This window comes from Mycobacterium sp. 23, assembly GCF_048287075.1.
Lineage (GTDB): Bacteria > Actinomycetota > Actinomycetes > Mycobacteriales > Mycobacteriaceae > Mycobacterium > Mycobacterium gordonae_B.
The window spans coordinates 2,709,757-2,736,742 of the sequence record NZ_JBLVUX010000005.1 but is presented as its reverse complement, the minus strand read 5'-3'; the positions used below and the strand labels follow the sequence as shown (position 1 = coordinate 2,736,742).

11 protein-coding genes are annotated in these 26,986 nt (G+C 67.2%); 7 read left to right on the top strand and 4 right to left on the bottom strand.

Going from position 1 to position 26,986, the window contains the following annotated elements:
- Nucleotides 1–22: 22 nt before the first annotated feature.
- From ACNQS7_RS13840 to ACNQS7_RS13815, 6 genes are all read left to right on the top strand, one after another.
- Nucleotides 23–1,720, top strand: a complete 1,698-nt coding sequence (locus ACNQS7_RS13840) for an alpha/beta hydrolase domain-containing protein (protein WP_418012976.1) — start codon at nt 23–25, stop codon at nt 1,718–1,720.
- Nucleotides 1,721–1,939: 219 nt separating this feature from the next.
- Nucleotides 1,940–4,576: an ATP-binding protein gene (locus ACNQS7_RS13835; RefSeq protein ID WP_418012975.1), complete on the top strand. Its 2,637-nt coding sequence runs from the start codon at nt 1,940–1,942 to the stop codon at nt 4,574–4,576.
- Nucleotides 4,573–5,004: a roadblock/LC7 domain-containing protein gene (locus ACNQS7_RS13830; protein WP_055578300.1), complete on the top strand. Its 432-nt coding sequence runs from the start codon at nt 4,573–4,575 to the stop codon at nt 5,002–5,004. Before ACNQS7_RS13835 ends, ACNQS7_RS13830 begins: the two co-directional genes overlap by 4 nt.
- The gene (locus tag ACNQS7_RS13825) at nt 4,980–5,354 is read left to right on the top strand and encodes a DUF742 domain-containing protein (RefSeq protein ID WP_055578299.1); all 375 of its coding nucleotides are present in this window, start codon (nt 4,980–4,982) and stop codon (nt 5,352–5,354) included. The genes ACNQS7_RS13830 and ACNQS7_RS13825 overlap by 25 nt, the downstream gene beginning before the upstream one ends.
- Nucleotides 5,335–5,922: a GTP-binding protein gene (locus ACNQS7_RS13820; RefSeq protein WP_418012974.1), complete on the top strand. Its 588-nt coding sequence runs from the start codon at nt 5,335–5,337 to the stop codon at nt 5,920–5,922. Before ACNQS7_RS13825 ends, ACNQS7_RS13820 begins: the two co-directional genes overlap by 20 nt.
- A 5-nt stretch (nt 5,923–5,927) precedes the next feature.
- Entirely contained in the window at nt 5,928–6,473 is a 546-nt protein-coding gene (locus tag ACNQS7_RS13815) for a pentapeptide repeat-containing protein (protein WP_418012973.1), read from the top strand.
- A gap of 94 nt (nt 6,474–6,567) precedes the next feature.
- On the opposite strand, the gene ACNQS7_RS13810 is transcribed toward ACNQS7_RS13815, so the two are convergent.
- The 3 genes from ACNQS7_RS13810 to ACNQS7_RS13800 form a co-directional block, all read right to left on the bottom strand.
- Nucleotides 6,568–8,916: an ATP-binding cassette domain-containing protein gene (locus tag ACNQS7_RS13810; RefSeq protein ID WP_418012972.1), complete on the bottom strand. Its 2,349-nt coding sequence runs from the start codon at nt 8,914–8,916 to the stop codon at nt 6,568–6,570.
- 87 nt (nt 8,917–9,003) lie between these two features.
- Nucleotides 9,004–11,463: an ATP-binding cassette domain-containing protein gene (locus tag ACNQS7_RS13805; RefSeq protein ID WP_418012971.1), complete on the bottom strand. Its 2,460-nt coding sequence runs from the start codon at nt 11,461–11,463 to the stop codon at nt 9,004–9,006.
- 29 nt (nt 11,464–11,492) lie between these two features.
- On the bottom strand, nt 11,493–14,150 hold the full coding sequence (locus ACNQS7_RS13800; protein ID WP_418012970.1) for an FHA domain-containing protein: 2,658 nt from the start codon (nt 14,148–14,150) through the stop codon (nt 11,493–11,495).
- A gap of 311 nt (nt 14,151–14,461) precedes the next feature.
- On the opposite strand from ACNQS7_RS13800, the gene ACNQS7_RS13795 reads away from it, so the two are divergent.
- Nucleotides 14,462–25,633 (top strand): PPE domain-containing protein, encoded by an 11,172-nt coding sequence (locus ACNQS7_RS13795; RefSeq protein ID WP_418012969.1) that lies wholly within the window; start codon nt 14,462–14,464, stop codon nt 25,631–25,633.
- Here ACNQS7_RS13795 and ACNQS7_RS13790 read toward each other — a convergent pair.
- Nucleotides 25,630–26,820, bottom strand: coding sequence for an NADH:flavin oxidoreductase (locus ACNQS7_RS13790; RefSeq protein ID WP_418012968.1), 1,191 nt, complete (start codon nt 26,818–26,820; stop codon nt 25,630–25,632). The genes ACNQS7_RS13795 and ACNQS7_RS13790 overlap by 4 nt on opposite strands.
- Nucleotides 26,821–26,986: the final 166 nt, after the last annotated feature.

Below are 26,986 nucleotides of genomic sequence, written 5' to 3'. Positions count from 1 at the left end.
GACCCACCGGGGAGGAGCCGAGATGTCAGTCGAGTCAGTTCAGGTCCACAACGTCTACCCGCACGCCGACAGCCGCTACGAGAACGTGGAGGCGACAGTCACCTTCGCCGTCGACCCCGGATACCAGGCGAATGAGCGCATCGCCGACCTGAAGCTGGCACCGCGCGACGCCGACGGGCTGGTTCGCTTCGACGCCGACCTGCGCCTGCTGCGCCCGGTGAGCGGCGGCAACGGCAAGCTGCTGTTCGTGGTGCCCAACCGCGGTGTCCCCACCAATGCGCCCTGGCTGAAGAACGGGTTCCTGCTCGAGCGCGGCTGGACCATCGCCTCGTGCGGCTGGCAGTGGGACGTGCAGCGCGGGCCGGCGATCCTGGGCCTCACCGCGCCGCAGGCCGACGTCGAACCCGGCTTCCTGCGCCTGGAGTGGCGCTCTGACACCGTCCGGGACGACCACCCGCTCAGCTTCTCGGCACCCGAGATCGAATCGATCCCCGGTGCGGAGGCGCTGTTCACCTTCACCGCCTACCCGACCGTCGACGTCGAGGATTCCGAAGCGGTGCTGACCGTGCGGACCGCACCCGACGCCGAGCCCGTCACCGTTCCGCGGAACACCTGGCGCTTCACCGACGAGTCCCACGTCGCCCTGGACGGCGGGTTCCAGCCGTTTCACATCTACGAGCTGGTGTACCGGAGCGCGCTGGCCCCGGTCGCCGGCGCCGGTTTGCTGGCAATCCGCGATGTGGTTTCGCATCTGCGCGCGGACGGCATCACCCACACCTTCGCCTACGGAGTCTCCCAGGCGGGCCGGCTGTTGCGGCAGTTCCTGTCCGACGGCCTGAACATCGACGAGTCCGGGATGCAGGTGTTCGACGGCGTGTTCAGCGACTTCGCCAGCGCCAACCGCGGCGAGTTCAACCACCGCTACGCCCAGCCCTCCACCCCGGGCAGGAGCAGCGCCGAGGGCCCGTTCAACAGCGCCGACCTGCTCGCCCGGCAGCGCGAACTCGGGTGCGTGCCGAAGACGATCTTCACCAACAGCGCGACCGAGTACTGGCAGGGCGACGGCGCGCTGGTGCACGTCGACCCGGAAACCGGCGCCGACCTGCCCGAGGACCCCGACGTCCGCACCTACCTGCTGGCGGGCACCGACCACTTCGGCAGCAGCAAGATCAAGGACGCCCTGCCCGCCGCCAACCCGGTGCACCACCTCGACGTCACGCCGGTCGCCCGGGCGCTGCTGATCGCGCTGGAGAACTGGGTCGCCGACGGGATCGAGCCCCCGGCCAGCCGGGTGCCCAGGACCGGCGACGGCACCGCGGTGGCCCGCAAGGAAGTGTTGTCCGGCTTCGGCTACGCGAACACCCCCGCCCCCGCGTGGTTGCCCTCGGCGGGACACGTCGACCTGGTGTCGGCGGTCGACGAGGACGGCAACGAGGTGGCCGGCATCCGGCTGCCCGCCGTCGCGGCGCCGCTGGCGACCTACACCGGCTGGAATGCCCGCCGGTTCGTCGAGGACCTCCCGGACGTGATGTACGAGCGCATCGGCAGCAAGCTGCCGTTCCGGCCGGGGCGCCCGTCGGTGGCCGAGCGCTACGCCAGCCGCGACGACTACGCCGCCGCCGTCCGGTCCGCCGCCCAGGCCCTGGTCGCCCAACGGTTCCTGCTCACCGCGGAGGTTGAGTCGGTGGTGAAGAAGGCGGTCGCCGAGTACCCGGCCTGAGTTTGCCGGACCGTGACCTCGTCGCGCGGGCGGTTTGCGGCGAACCTTATCTACTCAGTAACAATTATGGAGACCTCGGCTGGGGGCTGTCATACTCGTCGGATTGCCAGGCATACACGCCCGCGGCCATCTGCCGGCGAATAAAGCAGCAGGAAGTCTCATGAGTCTCTCGTTTCGCGCGACGCCACCGAAGGGTGCGGCCGGCCCGGCCGCCAGCACGTGACCATGTTCGCCCGCCCGACCAATCAGGTCGCGGCGGCTCCTCCCGTCCCGCCGTCCGTCACCCCGGCCAAGCCGGCCAAGCGCCCACCGCGGTGGTCGCTGAGCAACTGGCCGGTGCGCTGGAAGGTGCTTGCGATCGCGCTGGTGCCGCTGCTGGTGGCGACGACATTCGGTGCGTTGCAGGTCCGCAGCGCCATGGCCACCTCCGGCACTCTGCGTCTGGCCGCGGCGCGGGCCGACGTGATACCGACCATCACCAGATACATGTCGGCGCTCGACGTCGCCCTGCTGGCCAGCTCCACCGGCCGCGATGTCGAAGGCGCCAAGAAGAACTTCTCGGCCCGCAAGTACGAGTTGCAGACCCGGCTGGCCGACACCGACGTGATCCCCGATGTGCGCTCCGGGGTCAACACGCTGCTCAACGGCGGGCAGTCGCTGCTGGACAAGGTGCTGGACAACAGCATCGGCCTGCGCGACCGGATCACCACCTACGCGCCGCTGCTGCTGACCGCCGAGGACGCGATCAACGCGTCGGTGCACGTCGACAGCGAGCAGATCCGGGCGCAGGTGGAAGGGCTGAGCCGGGCCGTCGGGGCACGCGGGCAGATGACCATGCAGGAGATCCTGGTGACCAGGGGCGCCGACCTGCCCGAGCCGCAGCTGCGCACCGCGATGATCACCTTGGCCGGCACCGAGCCGTCCACCCTGTTCGGGATGACTGAGGTGCTGGGCACCGGCTCACCGGACGCCAAGAATCTGCAGCAGCAGATGGTGGCCCGGATGGCGATCATGTCCGACCCGGACAGTTCGCTGGTGGACAATTCCGACCTGCTGCGCTCGATCCACACCACCCAGGGCATCGCCGAGCAGATCATCAACGACGCCACGGCGTCGGTGACCAACTCGGTGCAGAGCCAGGCGACGGCGCGACGCGACGCGGCCGTCCGCGACGCTGTGCTGGTGCTGGTCGCCATCGGGCTGGCGCTGGCGGTGGTGCTGCTGGTGGCGCGGGCCCTGATCAAGCCGCTGCGGGTGCTGCGCGACGGCGCTCTGAAGGTCGCGCACACCGACCTCGAGGGCGAGATCGACCGGATCCGGGGCGGCGCCGAGCCCATCCCGCAGCCGCTGGCGGTGTACACCACCGAGGAGATCGGGCAGGTCGCGCACGCCGTCGATGAACTGCACACCCAGGCCCTGCTGCTGGCCGGCGACGAGGCGCGGTTGCGGCTGCTGGTCAACGACATGTTCGAGACGATGTCGCGCCGTAGCCGGTCACTGGTCGACCAGCAGCTCTCGTTGATCGACCGGCTCGAGCGCAACGAAGAAGACCCCGAGCGGCTGGACAACCTGTTCCGGCTGGACCACCTGGCGGCCCGGCTGCGCCGCAACAGCGCCAACCTACTCGTCCTCGCCGGCGCTCAGATCGGGCGTGACCAGCGCGAACCGGTCCCGCTCGCGACGGTGATCAACGCGGCGGTCTCAGAGGTCGAGGACTACCGGCGGGTCGAGATCGCCGCGGTCGCGGACTGCACGGTGCTCGGTGGGGCGGCCGGCGGCATCATCCACCTGCTCGCGGAGCTGATCGACAACGCGCTGCGCTATTCGCCGCCGACCACCCCCGTCAAGGTGTCCGCCGTACGCGGCAGCGAGGGCGGCGTGTTGCTCCGCATCGCCGACGCCGGGCTCGGCATGACCGAGTCCGACCGGCGGATGGCGAACATGCGGCTGCAGGCCGGCGGTGAGGTCACCCCGGAGAACGCGCGGCACATGGGCCTGTTCGTGGTGGGCCGACTGGCCGCGCGGCACGGGCTGCGGGTCGGCTTGCGGGGACCGGCGACGGGCGAGGCCGGCACAGGGACGACGGCGGAGGTCTACCTGCCGCTCGCCGTGCTGGTCGAGGGCCAACAACAGCAGCAACAGCCGCCCCAGCGTCAGTTCTTCGCGGTGAAGCCGCCCGAGCCAGAACCGGCCGGGGTGCCGATGCAGACCGGCGAGACCGGCACGTCGGTGACGTCCCTGCCCCGGCGCAGCCCCGGGTCCAGCGGTATCACCGAGACCCCGGCGGCGGAGGTCCCGCCCGAGGTGCAGCCCAAGCGTCCGTTGCCCACGCCGTGGTGGGAGAAGGGATCCGCGCAGCCAACGGCGCCCGCACCGGAGCCCGCGCAGTCAGGGGCCGGCACGGCGTCGGACACCTCGGCGTTCTTCGCCCGGCGCCCGGCCCCCGCCCAGGCGCCCGCAGCCCGACCCGAGCCGCCCGACCTCACCCCGTCGGACCCGCAGGACGACGACGTGATCTACCAGCGCATGTTGTCGGAGATCATGGGCGACCAAGACCCCCATCAGCTGGTCGACAGCCCCGACCTGGACTGGCAGACGGTGTGGGACCGCGGCTGGTCGGCCGCCGCCGAAGCGGAGAACAAGCCGGTGGAGTCGCGCACCGAGCACGGGCTGCCGAGGCGCACGCCGGGAGCCCGCCTGGTGCCCGGCGCCGCGGAGGCCGAGGAGCCGGCGGTCTCCAACGGCGGCTTCAACGCCCGCGACCCCAACGCCGTCCGTACTTCGATCGGCAGCCATTTCAGCGGTGTGCGCTCCGCCCGGTCACACGCGCGCGATACCCGGGAAGGCGAGCAATGACGGTCCAATCGTCGTACAGCCCACTGGACTGGCTGGTATCGAAATTCGTGCGAGAGGTGCCCGGGGTAGCGCACGCGTTGCTGGTGTCCGTCGACGGGCTGCCGGTCGCGGCCAGCGAACATCTGCCGCGCGAGCGCGCCGACCAGTTGGCCGCCGTGGCATCCGGGCTGGCCAGCCTCGCCAGCGGCGCGGCTCAGCTGTTCGAGGGCGGACAGGTGCTGCAGTCGGTGGTCGAGATGCAGAACGGGTTCCTGCTACTGATGCGCGTCGGTGACGGCTCGCATCTGGCCACGCTGGCGATGCCGTCGTGCGATATCGGTCAGATCGGGTACGAGATGGCCATCCTTGTCGAACAGGTGGGCAACGTGGTGCAGTCCGCCCGCCGCGCCGAGTCCGGACCGCAATGGACGAACGCGAGCCGCCGGTAACCGCCGGCGGGCCGAACCTGGTCCGGCCGTACACTTTGACGGCCGGGCGGACCGGCACCGACGTCGACCTACCGTTGGAGGCGCCGGTGCAGACCCTGCAGGCGGGGCTGGTTCACCAGTGGCCGGCCGGGGATACCCGCGGCAAGATCCTGCAGTTGTGCACCGCGAGCCCGTCGGTCGCCGAAATCTCGGCCCGGTTGGATTTACCGGTCGGTGTTGCGCGCGTCTTGGTCGGCGATCTGGTGACGGCCGGTTACCTTCGGGTGCACAGGACCTTGACCGACCGTTCGACCCGCGATGAGCGGCACGAGCTCATAGGAAGGACCCTGCGTGGCTTACGAGCACTCTGAAGGGGCTCCTGTGCAGCAGGACACCGCCTCGACGAAGATCGTCATCGCGGGCGGTTTCGGCGCGGGCAAGACCACGTTCGTCGGCGCGGTCTCGGAGATCATGCCGTTGCGGACCGAAGCGATGGTCACCGACGCCTCAGCCGGTGTGGACATGATCGAGGCCACCCCGGACAAGCGCACCACCACGGTCGCGATGGATTTCGGTCGCATCACCCTGGCCGAGGATCTGGTGCTCTACCTGTTCGGCACGCCGGGCCAGCGCCGGTTCTGGTTCATGTGGGACGACCTGGTGCGGGGCGCGATCGGCGCGATCGTGCTGGTCGACGTCCGGCGGCTGCAGGACAGCTTCGCGGCGGTGGACTTCTTCGAACACCGCCGGCTGCCGTTCGTGGTCGCGGTCAACGAGTTCGACGGCGCGCCGAAGTATCCGGTCGGTGAGGTGCGCAAGGCGCTGACCCTGCCGGACCACATCCCGGTGATCAGCGTCGACGCCCGCAACCGGCACTCGGCGCGCGACGCGCTGATCGCGGTGAGCGAGTACGCGCTGGCCAGCCTGGCGAGCCACTGACCGCCTTGGAGTGGACCGACCGCGAGTTCACCGGTGAGGATTTCCGGGACGAGGATTTCAGCAGGCTGCACACCGAACGGGTCGTGTTCACCGAGTGTGACTTCAGCGGGGTGAACCTGGCCGAGTCCCGGCACCGCGGATCGGCCTTCCGTAACTGTCTGTTCACTCGAACTACGCTGTGGCACAGCAGTTTTGCGCAGTGCAGCATGCTCGGCTCGGTCTTCGCGCAGTGCCGGCTGCGGCCGGCGACGTTCGACGAGGTGGACTTCACGCTGGCGGTGCTGGGCGGAAACGACCTGCGCGGGGTCGACCTCAGCGGGTGCCGGCTGCGGGAAACCAGCCTGGTGGAGACCGACCTGCGCAAGAGTGTGCTGCGCGGCGCCGATCTGCGCGGCGCACGCACCACAGGCACCCGGCTGGACGACGCCGACCTGCGCGGCGCCAGCGCCGACCCGGCCCTGTGGACCACCGCGTCGTTGACGGGTGCCCGCATCGACGTGCCGCAGGCGCTGGCGTTCGCCTTGGCGCACGGCCTCCGCCTGGACGCCTGAGAGGTGGCGCGAGCAGACGCAAAATCGCACTCCGCGAAGCGGATTCGTGCGATTTTGCGTCTGCTCACCCCACTGGGTGCTCGCGCAACCTCACTCAGCGGCGCAGGCGGATTCGCCACCACACCAGGCCGGAGTAGACCGCCGCCAATACCGCGAGCATCGCCATGTCGAGCAGCCAGGCCCCCGTCGAGTGGTTCCAGTGGCTGTCCTTCGGGCTGAACTCGCTGGGCTGCACCTGGTTCAGGTCGATGGTCGACGCGCAGGCCGCGAAACCCCACCGCGCCGGGGTCAGCCAGGACAGCTGGTCGATCACCGCCCGGTCGGTCACCGGGATCACCCCACTGGAGAACACCAGCTGCGCCATGATGGCCACGACCAGCAGCGGCAGGATGTGGTCGCTGGTGCGGGCCACCGCCGACAGCAGCATCCCGATGATCGCCGCGACGATGCACGTCGCGGCCACCGCGACGTACAACTCGAGGGTGGGACTGCCCAGCAGCACCGCCCCGTGTTTCGGGGTGCCCTTGCCGATCACTGTGATCGTGGTGGCGATCACCGTCTGGGCGATCGCGAACGCGCAGAACACGCCGATCTTCGCCAGCAGGTACGCCTTGGTCGAGAGTCCGAACGCCTGTTCCCGGTGGAAGATGGGACGCTCACCGACCAGGTCGCGGATGGTCAGCGCGGTTCCCATGAAGACAGCGCCCATGCAGAGCAGGACCAGAATCTGTGCCGGTTCGGCCGGGCTCTTGCCATGTGGGTCGGCCAAGCCGAACCCGCTCTGCCCGGGCACCGTCAGCGTGAGCAAACCGATGAGAAACGGCAGCACCGCGAGGAACACCGTGTACCAGCGGTCGGACACCACCAGCCGAACCTGCCGGCGCGCGAGGGTCCAGAGCTGACGCCGCACCTGGATGTGTACCGGCTCGCCCAGGTCCCGCGGCTGGGCGGCGGGCGATTCCGGCTCCGGCCGGCGCTGGGCCAGAAAGCGCTGCTTGGCTTCGTCGGGATCGGCGCCCACCCTGATGAAGATCTCGGCCCAGTTGGTGGTGCCCAGGACGGGTGCGACGCCGTCGGGTGGGCCGAAGTAGGCCGTCTTGCCACCGGGGGCCAGCAGCAGCAGCTGGTCGCACAGGTCGAGGTGGGCCACCGAGTGCGTCACCACCAGCACCGTGCGACCGGCGTCGGCGAGCTGTCGCAGCATCATCATCACCTGGGAATCCAGCGCCGGGTCCAGGCCGGTGGTCGGTTCGTCCAGGATCAGCAGCGAAGGGCCGGTGAGCAGTTCCAAGGCGACCGACGCGCGTTTGCGCTGGCCGCCGGAAAGCTTGTCCACCCTGGTGTCGGCATGCTCGGTGAGATTCAACTCGTCCAGCACCCGGGCGACCGCCGCGGCGCGGTCGACCGGGCTGGTGTCCGGCGGCAGGCGCAGCTCGGCGGCGTAGCCCAGGGCCTGTTTGACGGTGAGCTGGCGGTGCACGACGTCGTCCTGCGGCACCATCCCGATCCGGGTTCGCAGCGTCGCGTATTGGGCGTGGATGTCGTGTCCCTCGAAGGTCACGGAGCCGGAACTCGGCCGGGTGTATCCGGCGAGCAGCCTGGCCAGCGTGGTCTTGCCCGCACCGGAGCCGCCGATGATGGCGGTCAGGGTGCCGGGCCGGGCGCTCAGCGAGATGGTGTCGAGCAACTCCTTGCCGTCGGCGCTGAACTGGACGCCGTTGACTTCCAGGCCGCCGGTGCCGCCGGTGGACTGCGAGACCAGGGTGTCGCCGGTGAAGTGCAGGTCGACGTTGCCGACGGTGACGACGTCCCCCCGGCGCAGGGTTGCGGACCCGACCCGCACGCCGTTGACGAACGTCCCGTTGACGCTGCGGGAGTCCCGTATCTCGGTGCCGAGGTGGGTCGGCACCAGGAAGGCGTGATGGCGCGAGGCCAGCACGTCGGGCACGACGATGTCGTTGTCGCCGGCCCGCCCGATCGTCGCGCAGTGATCGCCGGCCGGGATGGGCTGCGGTCGCGGGGCCGGCCGACTCGGTGGGGCCGGCAGCGGGGACTGCGGAACTGTGGGCGGGTCTGCCGGACGTCGCTGATGCATGGTGGGCAGGGGAGCGGTCGTCGGCGCCGTGCCGTCAAATGGCCGCCCGACGCCGAAGGTCAGGCACGGTCCGTCCGGGTTGCCGACGTTGATGCGCTGGCCATCGCAGATGTCGATGACCCGGGCCCGCCGCCGCGCGACGAATGTGCCCTGCCGCGAAGAGTTGTCGATGGCCCGCCACCGGCCGTTGCCGAAGCGCAGCAGGAGGTGCCGGCGCGAGATCAGCGGGTGGCTGACGCGTACGTCAGCGCGCAGATCACTTCCAACAATGACATCGTGACCTGCGGTGAAGATATGTTCCGCCCCGTTGGCCCGCACTGTGAGCACCGGCGGCGCCGCCGCATTCATCACTGTGAGAGTTAGCCGCCGGCGCCGGGGCCAAACATATGAAAACCCCCAGCGCGTCTCCAAACAACGTGGGCGACAGCGCGCCCGTCACCGCCGCTTGAGCCGGATCCTCCACCACACGACGAGGCTGTAGATGACCGACAGAACGGCCAGCATTGCCATGTCGAACAGCCAGGCCGGGCGGGAGTGGGTCCAGTGGCTGTCCTCCGGGCTCAGTGAACCGGGCACCAGCTCGCGCAGGTTGACCGTGGCCGCCGAGGCCGCGTAACCCCACCGCGCGGGTATCGCCCACGACATCTGGTCCAGACCGACCCGGTCGGTCACTGGGATCATGCCGCCGGCGAGCACCAGCTGCAGCATCAACGACACCACCAGCAGCGGCATGATCTGTTCGTTGGACCGGGCGATCGACGACAGCAGCAACCCGACGACCGCCGAGGCGACACAGGTGGCGGCGACCGTGGTGAACAGCTCGAAACTGGGATTGCCCAGCACCAGCGCCTTCTGGGTGGGAGCACCCTTGCCCACGATCACGATGGCGGTGGCGATCGCGGCCTGCAGGACCGCGAACACGATGAACACCGTGAGCTTGGCGCCCAGATACGCCCACGTGGACAGGCCGACCGCTTGTTCGCGCTGGAAGATCGGGCGCTCCCCGATCAGGTCGCGGATGGTCAGCGCGGTGCCCATGAAGACGGCGGCGATGGAGAGCAGCGTCAGGATCTGGGCGGCCTCATCGGGGGTATTGCTGGTTGGCGAGGCCATCCCGAACCCGGTGTTGCCGGGCACGGTTAGCGCCAGGCCTCCCAGGATGAACGGCAGCACCGCCAGGAAGATGAAGTAGGCGCGGTCGTTGACCACGAGCCGGACCTGGCGCCGGGTGATCGTGGAGAACTGGCGTCGCACGCTGGTGTGGGCGGGAGCGCCGAGGTCGCCCGGGGCGGCTGCCGCCGCGGCCGGCGGCGGTTGCTTCTGGGCCAGGAACCGCCGGTTCGCCTCGTCGGGGTCCGCGCCGACCTTGGCGAAGATGTGCGCCCAGTTGGTGGTGCCCATCACGTCGCCGATCTGGCCCGGCGGCCCCAGATACGCCGTCTTGCCACCGGGTGCCATCAGCAGCACCTGGTCGCAGACGTCCAGATAGGTCAGGGAATGGGTGACCACCAGCACCACCCGACCGGCGTCGGCGAGTTGTCGCAGCATCGTCATGACCTGCAGGTCCAGCGCGGGGTCCAGACCCGACGTGGGTTCGTCGAGGATCAGCAGGGACGGCCCGGTGAGCAGCTCCAGCGCCACCGACGCGCGCTTGCGCTGGCCACCGGAGAGGTTGTCGACCCGGGTTTCGGCGTGCTTGGTCAGCCCGAGTTCGTCGAGGACCTGCGCCACCACCTGGTCGCGGTCCTCTTTGCTGGTGTCGGGAGGCAGGCGCAGCTCGGCCGCGTAGCTGAGAGCCTGGTTGACCGTCAGCTGCCGGTGCACGACGTCGTCCTGCGGGACCATCCCGATCCGGCTACGCAGCGACGCGTACTGCTGGTGAATGTCGTGGCCCTCGAAGGTCACCGCGCCCGAGCTGGGGGTGGTGTTACCTGCGATGAGCCGCGAAAGGGTGCTCTTTCCGGCGCCGGAACCGCCGATGATCGCGGTCAGCGTGCCGGGCCGGGCCGTCATCGACACGTTGTCCAGCAGCCGGTTGTTGTTGATCGAGAAGATGATGTCGCGGACCTCGAGGCCGCCGGTGCGGGTCGCGGCCTCGGTGCGCCGCACCAGGATGCCGCCGACGAACGCCAGGTCGACGTTGCCGATGGTGACCACGTCGCCCTCGGACAGGATCGCCGAGCCGACCCGGATGCCGTTGACGAAGGTTCCGTTGATGCTGTTCAGGTCGCGGATCTGGGCACCGGCCGGGCTGGGGGACAGCTGCGCGTGGTGGCGCGATGCCAGCACGTCGGGGATGACGATGTCGTTGTCGGCGGCTCGGCCGATGCGGGCGGCCGCGGTCGGGGCGGCCGTGCCCGTCGCCTGGTTCGGAACCCGGACCGTGCCGGCCTGCGACTGCGACACCGTGTCGTCCTGGGCCGGCGGCTGCAGGTTGGGCTGGGCGGCCCGGGTGGGTGGCTGCAGGTTGGGCTGGGCGGCCCGGGTGGGTGGCTGGGGGATCGTGGGGATGGCGGTGGTACGCGTGACGTCATCCGGGGCCAGCACCGGCACGCGTTCGGTCGGCGGTAACGCACCCACGTCGCCTCGGTAATGCCCGACTTCGAAGCTGATGCGCGGACCGTCCGGCTGGCCCAGGTTGATGGTCTGACCATCGCGGATGTCGAGTCCCGGCACCCGCTTGCCGTTGACGAAGATGCCGCTCTGCGAATTGTTGTCGATGGCCAGCCACCGGCCCTGGTCGAAGCGCAGTAGCAGGTGGGCGCGGGAGATCAGGGGATGCGCGACGCGCAGGTCGGCGCGCAGGTCGCTGCCCACGACCACATCGGGACCCGCCGCAAACTCGCGGTGTGAACGGTCTGATCGGACGGTCAGCACCGGCGCAGTTGTATTCATCCGGACAGATTAAGCGGCGAATGCCCGCACTAACGGCGCTTCAGCCGGATCTTCCACCACACGATGCTGCTGTAGATGATGCACAACACCGCGAGCATGGCCATGTCGAACAACCAGGCGCTCGCCGTGTGATTCCAGTGCTGGTCTTTCGGGTCGGTCGGCCCGGGGGTGAGGCGGTGGGTGTCGATGGTCGACGACGCCGCTGCGTAACCCCATCGCGCCGGTGTGGCCCACGACAGCTGGTCCAGGCCGGTCCGGTTGGTCACCCAGATCATGCCGCCGGAGAACACCAGCTGGGACATGATCGCGGTGACCAGCAACGGCATGATCTGGTCCTGAGACTTGGCGATCGCGGACAACGCCATGCCCAGGATCGCCGATGCCACACAGGTGGCGGCGACGGTGACGAACAGCTCGAATCGCACGTCACCCAGCAGAACCGCACCCGAGAGCGGCTTGCCCCAACCGACCACCGCGATGGTGGTCGCGATGAAGGCCTGCATGATGGCGAACGCGCAGAACACCACGATCTTGGCCGCCAGGTACGCGCCGGTGGACAGGCCGACGGCCTGCTCGCGCTTGAAGATCGGCCGTTCGCCGACCAGGTCGCGGATGGTCAGCGCGGTTCCCATGAACACCGCGCCGACGTTGAGCATGACCAGGATCTGCCCGGGCTGGTTGGGCGCACTGCTGAGTGGATCGGCCATGCCGAACCCGGTCTTGCCGCGAACCGTCAGCGTCAGTACGCCGATCAAGAACGGCAGCAACGCCAGGAACACCGTGTAACCACGGTCGGAAACCACCAGCCGGACCTGGCGGCGCGCGATGGTGGAGAACTGCCGGAACCCGTTGTTGTGCACCGGCTCGCCGAGGTCGGCGGCGGGGCTGGTCTGCGACGGACGCTCCGGCTCCCGGTTGCCTTCCCGGAAGCGGCGGTTGGCCTCGTCGGGGTCGGCGCCCACCTTGGTGAAGATGTCGGCCCAGTTGGTGGTGCCCATCGCCTCGCCGATCTGGTCCGGCGTACCCAGGAATGCGGTCTTGCCGCCGGGCGCCAGCAACAGGATCTGGTCGCACACGTCGAGATAGGACACCGAGTGGGTGACCACCAGCACCACGCGGCCGGCATCGGCCAACTGGCGCAGCATCATCATCACTTGCCGGTCCAGCGCCGGGTCTAACCCGGACGTCGGCTCGTCCAGGATCAGCAGCGACGGTCCGGTGAGCAGCTCGAGGGCGACCGACGCCCGCTTGCGCTGCCCGCCGGACAGCTTGTCCACCCGGGTCTCGGCGTGCTTGGTCAGCTCCAGTTCCTCGAGGACCTGAGCGACCACCTGGGCGCGGTCGGCCTTGCTGGTGTCGGGGGGCAGCCGCAACTCGGCGGCGTAGCCCAGGGCCTGGCTGACGGTCAGCTGCCGGTGCACCACGTCGTCCTGGGGGACCATGCCGACCCGGCTGCGCAGCGAGGCATATTCGGCGTGGATGTCGTGGCCCTCGAAGGTCACGTTGCCGGTGGTGGGACTGGTGTAGCCGGCGATCAGGCGCGACAGCGTGGACTTGCCCGCGCCCGACCCGCCGATGATCGCGGTCAGCGTGCCCGGCCGGGCGGTCAGCGAAATGTGGTCGAGCAATTGCTTGCCGCCCTCGACGGTGAAGGTCACCGAGTTGACTTCCAGGCCGCCGGTTCGCGACGCCACGGCGGTGCGGCGTGCCAGCGTGCCCCCGGTGAACGTCAGGTCGACGTTGCCGATGGTGACCAGGTCGCCTTCGGTGAGGATGGCCGACCCGACCCGCACCCCGTTGACGAAGGTGCCGTTGACGCTGTTGTTGTCGCGGATCTCCGCACCCAGCGGCGTGAGCGTGAGGAACGCGTGGTGCCGCGAGGCGAGCACGTCCTGGATGACGATGTCGTTGTCGGTGGACCGGCCGATGGTGACCGAACCGGCCGGCTTCTCGTGGGTGCCCGTGCCCAGCAGGGCCTGGAACATCTTGGTGGCGATGTTGCCCTGTTCGGGCGGCTTCGCCCCGGCCGGCGGGCCCGGTAGTCGGCCCGGCGGCCGGAACGGTGCCTGCGGAGTCGGCGGCGGATGGGGGATGTGCGAAGACGACGCGGGGTGCGGTGGCTGCCCGCTCGACGGGTAGCCGGGCGGCGCCCACGGAGCCCCGCTGCTCGGATACATCGGTTGACCCGGCGGCGGCGGTGGGGGACCCCCGGAACCCTGCCGTCCCGGCAGCGGTCCCACCCAGGTGGCCTGTCGACCGCTCGGCGGTGGGGGATGCCCCGGCCCGCCGGGTGGCACGGGACCGGAAGGTCCGGCCGGTCCTGACGGCTGCAGGATCGGCAGCGATTCGGTTTGCGGTGGGCGTCCGGCCGGGCCGCGGTGCCGTCCGACCTCGAAGATGAGCAGCGGCCCGTCCGGGTTGCCGATGTTGACCGTCTGGCCGTCGCTGATGTCGACCACCGGCACCCGCCGCCCGTTGGCGTAGGTGCCGTTGAGCGAGTTGTTGTCGATAGCCAGCCAGCGGCCCTGGTCGAAGCGCAGCAGCAAATGGGCGCGCGAAATCAAGGGATGGGTTATGCGCATGTCGGCGCGCAGGTCGCGGCCGACGACCACGTCGTGGCCCGCCGCGAACGTGCGCTCCGACCCGTCGTATCGAACGGTCAGCGCCGGCGGGGCGGGTGGAGGCATCGCACCAACTTTAGCTCCTGGGAATCCCGCGCAGCCGACCACGGCAAGCCGGAGCACGACGGCGGGATGGCGGGACGGTCCCGGGGTTTCCCCGGCCGATTGTGCACTTTGCACAGTGCCTACGAATTCAATTGGTTATTCCGCCCTTGAGTCGCGGCGACGGAGCCGGGAATTATGTACGCCCTTGGCCGCCGGAGGACTCGGGCATCGACCGTGGCCGAAATTGAACAGGCCGATTGTCGAAAGCATCCGCACTCAGGGACCGGTAATGAGACCATGAACTTCGCCAATGACGAGGGGAGGTCGACCCGTTGAATTTTCAACTGTTGCCTCCCGAAATCAATTCTTTATTGATGCGGGCGGGCGCGGGATCGGCACCGTTATTGGCGGCCGCCACGGCATGGGACGGTCTGGCGGCGGAGTTGGGTTCGGCGGCGGCTTCTTTCGCGTCGGTGACCTCCGGTTTGGTGAGCGGGCCATGGCAGGGCCCGGCGTCGACGGCGATGGCCGCGGCGGCGGCACCGTATGCGGGGTGGTTGACCGAGGTCGCGGCGCAGGCGTCCGTCGTGGCAGGGCAGGCACGCGGGGCGGCGTCGATTTACGAGGCGGCACTGACGGCGCTGGTGGATCCGCTCACGGTCGCCGTCAACAGAATTCAGCGCACGGCGCTGGCCATGACAAATATCTTCGGGCAGAACACCCCGGCCATCGCGGCCGCCGAGGCGGCCTATGAATTGATGTGGGCCCAGGATGTGGCCACCATGGCGGGTTACCACGCCGGTGCGGCCGCGGTGGTGTCGGCTCTGCCCGCGTTCACCGATCTGGTCGGCAGCGCCAACGCATTCGTCAACGCCGTTCTCGCGGACCCGTCGAAGGTGCTCAGCCTGAACGCCGGACTGGCGAATGTCGGCAACTACAACGTCGGACTGGGCGACGTCGGCGCGTTCAACCTCGGCGCGGCCAATGCAGGGGTGCGCAACCTCGGTTTCGGAAACGCCGGTGACGGCAATGTCGGCCTGGGAAATGCCGGGACCGCCAATTGGGGATTAGGGAACTCCGGATTGACGGCGGGCACGGCCGGCCTGGGCAATGTCGGGTTCGGAAATTCCGGCGGCGGCAATTTCGGGCTTGCGAACATGGGTCTGAGCAATATCGGCATCGGCAATACCGGGAACAACAATATCGGTATCGGGTTGACGGGCGACAACCTGACCGGTTTCGGCGGCCTGAATTCCGGTAGCGGCAACATCGGGCTGTTCAACTCCGGAACCGGCAACGTGGGTTTCTTCAACAGCGGCACCGGCAACTTCGGGCTGTTCAACTCGGGGAGTCACAGCACCGGTGTGGGCAACGCGGGTACAGCCTCTACCGGGCTTTTCAATATCGGCAATTTCAATACCGGCCTGGCCAACGTCGGTCATTACAACACGGGCAGCTTCAACGCCGGAAACACCAACACCGGGGACTTCAACCCCGGCAGCCTGAACACCGGATGGTTCAACACCGGCGACGTCAACACGGGCATGGCGAACCCCGGCAACGTCAACACCGGCGCCTTCATCTCGGGCAACTACAGCAACGGCATCTTGTGGCGGGGAGATTTCCAGGGCCTCCTCGGGTTTGCCGCCGGATCGTCGATACCGGCGATTCCCATCGGCATCGGCATCAACGGCGGCGTCGGCCCGATCACGCTGTTACCCATCCCGATCATTCCCGCCATCCCGCTGAACATCCACTACACCTTCAACATCCCGCCGCTGGCTGTTCCCGACATCACGATCCCTTCATTCTCGGTCGGCACCGGCATACCGATCAGCATCGGACCGCTCACGATTTCGTCGATCACGCTGGTGGCCAGACAGCAATTCCCCGCGATCGATTTCTCGGCGGGCCCCTTCAATGCTCTGGGGATTGTCACGATACCGGCGACCACCGCCTCGGACGGGTCGGTTACCGGCCCAATTCATATCGACACGCGAATTCCCGTCCTGAATTTCCACGTCAATTGGAATACGCCGGAGGTGAAGCTCTTCCCGAATGCCATCAGCGTTCCGGACAACCCACTGGCGCTGCTCACCAATCTGTCGTTGGGGACCCCCGGCTTCACCATCCCGGGGTTCAGCATTCCGGGACAACCGATTCCATTCACGATCGACATCGACGGCCAGATCGACGGGTTCACCACGCCGGCGATCACCATCGACCGTATTCCGCTGGACGTGGGCGCCGGCATCCGGATCGGCCCCATCCCGATCCAGGGCGTCAACATCCCGGCGACGCCGGGTTTCGGGAACACGACGACCGCGCCGTCGTCGGGCTTCTTCAACAGTGGCGCGGGCGGAGTGTCGGGTTTCGGCAACTTCGGAACCGGCGTATCGGGCTGGTGGAACCAGGCCTCCGGCGCCCTGCTCGGGACGAGCTCGGGCTACCTCAACGCCGCCTCGTTGAGCTCGGGTGTGCTCAACGTCGGTTCTGGTGTGTCGGGGTTGTACAACACCGCGGCGGTAGGCGTGCCGGCGCTGGTCTCGGGTGTGGGCAACGTCGGTCAGCAGGTGGCGGGGTTGCTGACGGCCGGGGACGGGGTGAGCCGGACGCTGATCGCCAATGTGGGTCTGGCCGATGTGGGCAACTTCAACGTCGGGCTGGGCAATGTCGGGGATCTCAACCTGGGTCTGGGCAATGCCGGATTGGCGAACCTGGGCCTGGGCAACCTCGGGGATCACAATGTCGGGTTGGCCAATATCGGGGACGGCAACTTCGGGTTCGGCAATGGAGGGTTGTCGGCGGGTCTGGCCGGGATGGGCAATACCGGGTTGGGCAACGCCGGCAGCCTCAATGTGGGGTTGGCCAATGTGGGGCTGGGCAATATCGGGCTGGCCAACACCGGCACCAACAACCTGGGTATCGGGCTGACCGGGGACAACCTGACCGGCATCGGCGCGCTGAACTCCGGGTCGGGCAACCTGGGGTTGTTCAACTCCGGCACCGGCAATGTCGGGTTCTTCAACACCGGGACCGGGAACTTCGGGCTGTTCAACTCCGGCAGTTACAACACCGGGATCGGCAATTCCGGGACGGCCTCGACTGGTCTGTTCAATGCCGGGAATTTCAACACCGGCCTGGGCAATGTCGGGCACTACAACTCGGGCAGCTTCAACGCCGGCAGTGTGAACACCGGTGATTTCAACCCGGGCAGCGTCAACAGCGGGTGGTTCAACGCCGGTCATGCCAGCACCGGCTTCGCCAACGGCGGTGACACCGCCACCGGTGCGTTCATGACCGCCAATTACAGCAACGGCATCCTGTGGCGCGGCAACTACGAGGGGCTGGTCGGTGCCTACTTCGCGCCGACCATTTCCCGTTTCCCGGTGACGCTGCACGCGGCCGGGCTGGTCGGCCCGATCCATGTGGCGCCCATCCCGGTCCCGGCGGTCCACGTCGCCGTCACCAATGCGGCGGTCGGTCTGGGGCCGATCGACTTTGCGCCCATTACCGTGCCGGCGATACCCATCGATGCGCTGGGTTCGGTTGACCTGGCGGCCAATTCGATCGCCCCGATCCGGCTTCTCAACCAGCTCAGCGGCGCCGTTTCGGCGCGCATCGACCCCTTCAGATTCAACGACCCCTTCATCGCGATCGACCAGTTCGGCAATCCGAACGGGTTCTTCTTGTCGAATCTGTCACTCGCCGGCGTGCAGATCAGCGGTCCCACTTCTGGCAGCACCATTCCGTTGAGCCTCAACTTCGTCAGCGATGCGCTAACCCTGCTGCCGAACGGCTTCACCATTCCCGGACAGACGGTGGCGACCGTCAATGTGTCCGGCGGCAACGACGCTTTCACCTTCTTCCCGAACGGTCTCACGATTCCGAAAGCGTCCGCCGGGGTCGCGAACCTGTTCGGGGGTATCGACGCCTTCACCCTGCTGCCCAACGGGTTCACCATGAACATCCCGGCCAGTGTCGACGGGGTCGCCTACGTCGGGGATATCCCGATCCCGATCATCAATTTGCCCGCGAATCCGGGGTTCGGCAACGCGACCAGCATGCCGTCCTCGGGTTTCTTCAACACCGGACCGGGCGGCGGATCCGGCTGGGGCAACTCCGGTGTCGGCATGTCGGGCTGGTGGAACCAGGCGCAGAACGCGCTGGCGGGTTCGGGGTCGGGGCTCGCCAACTTCGGCGGCCCGGGATCGGGTCTGTTGAATGCGGGCTCGGGTGTGTCGGGTTTCCTCAATACCGCCGCGCTGGGGTCGCCCGCACTGGTCTCGGGTCTCGGCAATGTCGGCCACCACCTGTCCGGCCTCTTCGCCTCGGGAACAACGCTCAATGCCGGCAGCAGCATCGCGAACATCGGGTGGGCCGACCTTGGCCTGGGCAACGTCGGGTTCGGCAACGTCGGCGATCTGAATCTGGGCGCGGCCAACATCGGCGCCCAGAACCTGGGCCTGGGCAACATCGGCAGCGGCAACTTCGGGTTCGGCAACATCGGCGCCGCCAACTACGGTTTCGGCAACTCCGGCCTCGCTGGGCTGCCCGGCATCGGCAATGTGGGGTTCGGAAATGCCGGCAGCGGCAACTTCGGCCTGGCCAACCTCGGCGCGAGCAACATCGGCTTCGCCAACAGCGGTACCAACAACATCGGGATCGGGCTGGTCGGGGACAACCTGACGGGCTTCGGTGGGTTCAACTCCGGGGCCGGCAATATCGGGCTGTTCAACTCGGGCACCGACAATGTCGGGTTCTTCAACACCGGTACCGGCAACTTCGGATTGTTCAACTCCGGGAGCTACAACACCGGCATCGGCAATAGCGGAACGGCCAGCACTGGGCTCTTCAATGCCGGCAATTTCAACACCGGACTGGCCAACACCGGCCACTACAACTCTGGCAGCTTCAACGCCGGCAACACCAACACCGGCGACTTCAACCCCGGCAACCTCAACACCGGTTGGCTCAACACCGGCCACTCCAACACCGGCCTGCTGAACTCGGGCAGTCTGAACACCGGTGCATTCATCTCCGGTTACGGCAACAACGGTCTGTTCTGGCGGGGCAACTACGAAGGGCTGGTCAGCCTTTACTACGGCATCACCATCCCCGAGTTCCCGATCCGCATCGTCACCACAGGCGGCGTCGGCCCCATCGTCATCCCCGACATCGACATCCTGCCGCCGCTGCACATCGATCTCGCCGGAGCGGCGAACTACGGGTTCACGTTGCCCGACATCCCGATACCCGCGATCCACATCGGGTTCGGCGGGGGCGCCAACGTCAATTTCACCGCTCCGGCCACCACGTTGCTCTCCGCCGTCAACGTCGACGGAAACTTCACCGCGGGCCCCCTCACCGCCTCGAACATCAAAGTCAACCCGTTCAAGATCAACCTGGCCATGCCGCAGGTTCTGCAGGATCCGCCGTTCAACCTGCCGCCGTCGATCGGGATCGAACTCGAAGCGCCGCTGATCCTTGATTTCATAACGCTCGCCGGATTGTCGCTGCCGATCAAACAGGCCATGGATCCGATTGCGCTACAAGCAATCTCATTCACCCAAGCGATACCGATCGACATCCCGCCCATCGATATCCCGGCGCAGACCATCAAGGGCATCTCGATGGCCGACGTTCTGCCGCTCAACTACTCGCTGGACACCCCGGCCGTCTCCATGACCGGAATGACGATTCCGGCGATCCCGCTGAATTTCGACATCCCGCTGACCGCGGGACCGCTGCACATCTCGATCATCGACCTCAAGCCGGTGCCGGGCTTCGGAAACTCGAGCACCGCGCCGTCCTCCGGCTTCTTCAACTCCGGCGCCGGCGGCGGATCGGGCTTCTTCAACGCGGGCTCGGCCATCTCTGGTGTGTTGAACCAGGCCGCCAAGGAATCGATGCTGGGCACGCTCTCGGGTCTGGGCAACACCGGCGGCCTGTCGTCGGGACTGCTGAACTCCGGCACCGCCATTTCGGGCTTCTTCAACGTCACCGGGTTGGAGTTCAACACTCCCGCATTCGTGTCCGGCTTCAGCAACCTCGGCGACCACGTGTCCGGGCTCTCCTACAAGGGCCTGTACGCGATGCTCACCTATCCGAGCAGTCCCAGCGCCATCTCGCAACTCATCGACAACGCCATCGCCGAGCTGCAGCACCTGGACGTCCGCAATGCGCTCAACCTCGGCAACGTCGGCGGCATCAACGTCGGATTCGGCAACCTCGGCGACCTCAACCTGGGTGCGGGCAACTCCGGCAGTGCCAACTTCGGCGGGGGCAACCTGGGCGCGCAGAACTTCGGCTTCGGAAACATCGGCGACGGCAACTTCGGGTTCGGCAACATCGGTGACGGCAACCTCGGCTTCGGTAATTCCGGTCTGGCGGCGGGCTTGGCAGGCCTGGGCAACGTCGGCTTCGGCAACGCCGGCAACGCCAACACCGGTTTCGCGAACGTCGGCCTGGGCAACATCGGCCTCGCCAACAGCGGCAACAACAACATCGGGATCGGTCTCACCGGCGACAACCTCACCGGTATCGGCGCCCTGAACACCGGTGGCGGGAACATCGGCCTGTTCAACTCGGGGAGCGGCAACGTCGGGTTCTTCAACACCGGCACCGGCAACTTCGGATTGTTCAACTCCGGCAGCTACAACACCGGCGTCGGCAATAGCGGAACGGCCAGTACTGGTCTCTTTAACGCCGGCAATGTCAACACCGGGCTGGCCAATGCCGGTCACTACAACACCGGCAGTTTCAACGTCGGTAACGCCAATACCGGCGACTTCAACCCGGGCGACGTCAACACCGGCTGGTTCAACGTCGGAAACACCAACACCGGCCTGTTCAACACCGGCAATGTCAACACCGGCCTGTTCAACTCCGGCAACTTCAACAACGGGGTGCTGTGGACCGGAGACTGGCACGGCACCTTCGGTTTCCGGTACGACCTGCAAATCCCCGGCAGCACCATTTTCGACTTCAACCAGACCTTCGATTTCGGCCCGATCAAAATCAGCGATCCCATCCACATTGCGGGAATGTCCCTGTTCGACATCCACCAGGTGGTCAATGTCGGGCCCTACGTCATTCCGCAGATCGACGTCCCGGCGTTCGAGCTGGATATTCACCAGACCCTGGAGATCCCGCCCATTGTCTTCCTGCAGGGCATGACGCTCGGCGGACAGACCTACACCACGGCGTTCAACAACCCGCCCGGGCTCGCCTCCGAGTTCACCCTGCCGATCATCAAGGTGCGGATACCGCTGATCAGCAACTTCGTCTGGACGATCGGACAACCCAACGGCCTGGGATTCATGGGCAACAACAACTGGGCCCAGGAGCCGGTCAAAGGCATCACCTTGTACACCGGCACCGGTTTCGCCACGTCCGGCTACAACTCGATCACCATTCCGGTCATCAACATCCCGACGATCATGACCGACGCCATTCCGCTGAATATCGATATCAGCGGTGGTCTACCCGCCTTCACTTTGTTCCCGGGTGGACTCAACATTCCGCAGAACGCCATTCCATTCAATATCGACGCCACCGGAATCCTCGACCCGATCACCATCTTCCCGAACGGTCTCACAATCGATTCGCTGCCCCTGCACGCGGCGCTGAATGTCACCATGCCGCAGAGCAGCGTCACGCTGATCGACATCCCGCGGACCGCGGGCTTCGGCAACACCTCGCCGACGCCGTCGTCCGGCTTCTTCAACAGCGGCGCGGGCGGCGTGTCGGGCTTCGGCAACTTCGGCGCGGGGGTGTCGGGCTGGTGGAACCAGGCATCGAGCGCGTTGGCCGGGTCGGCGTCCGGCGTGCTCAACGTGGGCTCGCTGCATTCGGGACTGATGAACTTCGGCTCGGGTGTCTCCGGCCTGTTCAACACCAGCACGCTGCCGTTCGGCACGCCCGCGGAACTCTCGGGTATCGGCAATGTCGGCCAGCACCTGGCCGGGTTGTTCACCGCCGGGACGACAGGCGCCCAGAGCCTGATCGTCAACCTCGGGCTGGCCGACCTGGGCAACCTGAACGCGGGGCTGGGCAACATCGGCACGCTGAACATCGGCGCGGCCAACATCGGCCTGCAGAACCTGGGCTTCGGCAACGTCGGTGACGGCAACCTCGGGCTGGGCAACATCGGCACCAGCAACTTCGGCTTCGGCAACGCCGGTGTGTCGGTGGGTCTGCCCGGCATCGGCAACGTGGGATTCGCCAACGCAGGCAGCGGCAACTTCGGCCTGGCGAATGTGGGTCTGAGCAACATCGGCTTCGCCAACAGCGGCAACAACAACATCGGCATCGGGCTGGTCGGGGACAACCTGACGGGAATCGGTGGGCTCAACTCCGGGGCCGGCAATATCGGGCTGTTCAACTCCGGCACCAACAATGTCGGGTTCTTCAACACCGGCACCGGAAACTTCGGGCTGTTCAACTCCGGCAACTACAACACCGGCGTCGGCAACTCCGGCATCGCCAGCACCGGGCTGTTTAATGCCGGCAGTTTCAACACCGGCCTGGCCAACCCCGGTCACTACAACACCGGCAGCTTCAATGCCGGCGACACCAACACCGGCGACTTCAACCCGGGCAACATCAACACCGGCTGGTTCAACACCGGCGACTCCAACACCGGATTCGTCAACACCGGCAACGTCGGCACCGGCGCGTTCATGTCGGGCAACTACAGCAACGGACTTTTCTGGCGCGGCGAGTACCAGGGCCTGTTCGGCATGCACTACGACTACCCGCTGCCCAAGATCCCGCTGCTCGAGATCCACGGCAGCGGCGAGTTCGGTCCCGTCGTCATCCCGCCGATCCCGATCCCCGCCACCCACCTGCAACTGGGCGGGAACGTCGCGATGGGGTCGTTCACCATTCCGCAGATCGACATCCCCGCGCTCAACCCCGACATCCTCGGCAGCATCGGTTTCGGTCCCATCCACGTCCCGTCCGTCCACATCCCCGGCATCGACGCCATCAACGTCGTCATGCACACCGACCCGGTGCGGGGACCGAACACCGCCACCAGTCCCTTCCTGATCTGGACGGCAGGCGACACGTCCGGCATCTATCTCGGCCCGACCTACTACTCGATCGGCGGATCGGGCGGCAACCCGTTCTCGACCGGCAACATCACCGCCAACGGCGGTTTCGCCGGCGAAGCCAACACTTTCATCAAGATCATCAGCGAAGGCTTCGACACCCCCGAACTCAACATCGGACGCATCCCGGCGGGTTTCCACGTGCCCGGCTTCGTCGACCCGATCACCGTCTTCCCGGGCGGCGTGACGTTCCCGGCGGCCAACCTCATCAACCTCGGCATCAATGCGGGCAACCTGGGCGTCGACATTCCGGCGATCACCTTCCCGCAGATCCTGGGCAACGTCGACGGCACCGTGTATGTCATTTCCAGCAACATCCCGTTCGTCAACATCCCGGCGACACCGGGCTTCGGCAACACCACGACCGTTCCGTCGTCGGGCTTCTTCAACAGTGGCGCGGGTGGGGGATCGGGTTGGGGCAACTTCGGTGCCGGGCTGTCGGGTTGGTGGAACCAGGCCCACGACGCATTGCTGGGGACCGGCTCGGGTTACTTCAACGTCGGGACCCTGAACTCCGGCCTCCTGAACTTCGGGTCCGGGGTTTCGGGGTTGTACAACACCGCGGCGCTGGGCGCACCGGCGTTGGTGTCCGGTGTGGGCAATGTGGGCCACCACGTGGCGGGGTTGTTGACGGCCGGGGACGGGGTGACCCGGACGCTGCTGGCCAACGTCGGTCTGGCCGACGTGGGCAACTTCAATCTCGGCCTGGGCAATGTCGGGGACCTGAACCTGGGATTGGGCAACATCGGGCTGCAGAACCTGGGCCTGGGCAATATCGGCGACCACAATCTCGGGTTCGCCAATATCGGCGATGGCAACATCGGGTTCGGCAACGGCGGAATGTCTGCCGGACTGGCCGGGACGGGCAACAACGGGTTCGCCAACGCCGGCAGCTTCAACGCCGGGCTGGCCAATGTGGGGCTGGGCAATATCGGGCTGGCGAACACCGGCAACAACAACCTGGGCATCGGGCTGACCGGGAACAACCTGACCGGGATCGGGGCGCTGAACTCCGGGTCGGGCAACCTGGGGTTGTTCAACTCCGGGACCGGCAATGTCGGGTTCTTCAACACCGGGACCGGCAACTTCGGGTTGTTCAACTCCGGGAGCTACAACACCGGCATCGGCAACAGCGGAACGGCCTCGACCGGTTTGTTCAACGCCGGCAATTTCAACACCGGGCTGGGCAATGCCGGGCACTACAACTCGGGCAGCTTCAACGCCGGCAGCGTCAACACCGGCGACTTCAACCCGGGCAACACCAACAGCGGATGGTTGAACACCGGGCACGCCAGCACCGGCATCGCCAACGCCGGCAACGTCGACACCGGCGCCTTCATGTCCGGCAACTACAGCAACGGCCTCCTCTGGCGCGGCAACTTCCAGGGCCTGGCCGGGTTCGCGCTCGGCTACACCGTGCCGCAGTTCCCCGCGGTCGGCGGCGACCTGCTGGGCGGCGTCGGCCCGATCACGGTGCTGCCGCCGATTCACATACCGTCAATCCCGTTGTACATCACCACATCCGGCGGTATCGGCCCGGTGAGCATCCCGTCGATCCCGATCCCGTCGATCCACCTGGGCGTCAACCCGACACTCGACGCCGGCCCGGTCAACGTCGGCCCGTTCACCATCAGCACGCCGAACTTCACCGTCAACTACAGCACCGCACCCAGTACCTCGGTGTCCGGCGGCAGCTCGGACCTCTACGTGGTGGCCAGCTACGCACTGGTGATTCCGGGACCGATCAAGATCGCCGGCAGCCCCGCCGGGGTCCAGGTCACGTCGCCGGGATTCGTCGTGAATCCCATCTCGATCCTGGCCGGAACCGCGACGTTCCCCGGGTTCACCATTCCGCTCGAACCCATCCACGTCGGATTGCCGCTGTCCCTGACGATTCCGGGCTCCGGCATCCCGGGCGGGGGGATCCCCAGCATCCCGCTGAACTTCGGGTTGAACTTCGCCACTCCCGCCTTCGGGCTCCCGACCGCCGTCATCGACCGGATCCCGCTGGAGTTGCACGTGGCCTCCACCCTGGGTCCGATCGAGATCCCGATCGCCGGCTTCGGCGGAACTCCAGGCTTCTGGAATACGACCCTGCTGCCGTCCTCGGGCTTCTTCAACATCGGCGGCGGCGGCGGTTCGGGCTTCTGGAACTCAGGGTCAGGCTTGTCAGGGTTCCTGAACGCGATCTCGGATCCGCTGCTGGGCTCGGCCTCGGGTGCCCTCAACTTCGGCACCCAACTCTCCGGTCTGCTCAACCGCGGCGCCGGCATGTCGGGGGTATTCAACACCACCACGCTCGACCTGATCACGCAGGCTTTCAACTCCGGCTGGATGAACGTCGGCCAGCGGCTCTCCGGCCTGATCTATACGGGTACGGGGCCCTAGTCCGGCGCCCCGGTGACCACACAGTGGGTGCGGCTGTAGATCGTGGGCATGCACCGGTTGCAGTGGGTGCAGGCCGACCGCACGCTCGCGCCGTCCCGGGCGATCTGGTTGATCAGGTCGGGCTCGGCCAGCAGCGCGCGACCCATCGCGACGAAGTCGAACCCCTCGGCCATCGCCAGGTCCATCGTCTCCCGGTTGGTGATGCCGCCCAGCAGAATCAGCGGCAGCTTCAACTCGGCGCGGAACAGCTTGGCCTCTTTGAGTAGGTAAGCCTCTTGGTAGGGATATTCGCGCAGGAACTTGGTGCCCGTCATCCGCATGCCCCAGCGCAGCGGCGGCTTGAAGGCGCCGGCGAACTCCTTCAGCGGCGCGTCGCCGCGGAAGAGGTACATCGGGTTGACCAGCGAGCTGCCCGCCGTCAGTTCGATGGCGTCCAGCCCACCGTCCTCCTCCAGCCACCTGGCCGTGATCAGCGACTCCTCGTTGGAGATGCCGCCGCGCACACCGTCGGACATGTTGAGCTTGGCGGTGACGGCGATCTGCCGCGGGCCCTGGTCGACTGCCCGGCGCACCGCCATCACCAGCCCGCGAGCGACCTTGGCCCGGTTCGCCAGCGAACCGCCGAACTCGTCGGTGCGGCGGTTGATCAGGGGGGACAGGAACGCACTCGCCAGATAGTTGTGCCCCAAATGGATTTCGACGGCGTCGAAACCGGCCTCCACCGCGAATCGGGCTGCCTTGGCGTGATCGGCCAGCACCTCGTCGATGTCGTCGGCGCTTGCCTTCTTGGCAAACCGCATGCCGATCGGGTTGAAGAACCGCACCGGGGCCAGCGCGGTGGCTCCGTTGCTGCGGGCGTTTGCGACCGGGCCGGCGTGGCCGATCTGGGCGCTGACGGCCGCCCCTTCGGCGTGGATGGCGTCGGTGAGGCGCCGGAAGCCCGGCACCGCCTCGGGCCGCATCCAGATTCCGTTGCCCTCGGTGCGCCCGCCCTGGGAGACGGCGCAGTAGGCGACCGTCGTCATCCCCACCCCGCCGGCGGCGGGCTGTCGGTGGTACTCGATCAGGTCGTCGGTCACCAGCGCGTTCGGGGTGCGGGCTTCGAACGTCGCGGACTTGATGGTCCGGTTTCGAAGTGTCAACGGACCGAGTTTGGCGGGGCTCAGAACGTCTGGGGCTGCAGACATATAGGCAGCCTAACCGTCGTCATGAGACCGGCGACGTGGGGTGCAGCTGCGGGACGCCAGGGGCGCCGCCGACACCGCGATCAGCGCTCCGAGCCTGCGCCGAAAGCGCCGATTCGGGCTGTATGCGCGCTTGAATACAGGTTCGGTGCCGCCACCGCGGTCTCGA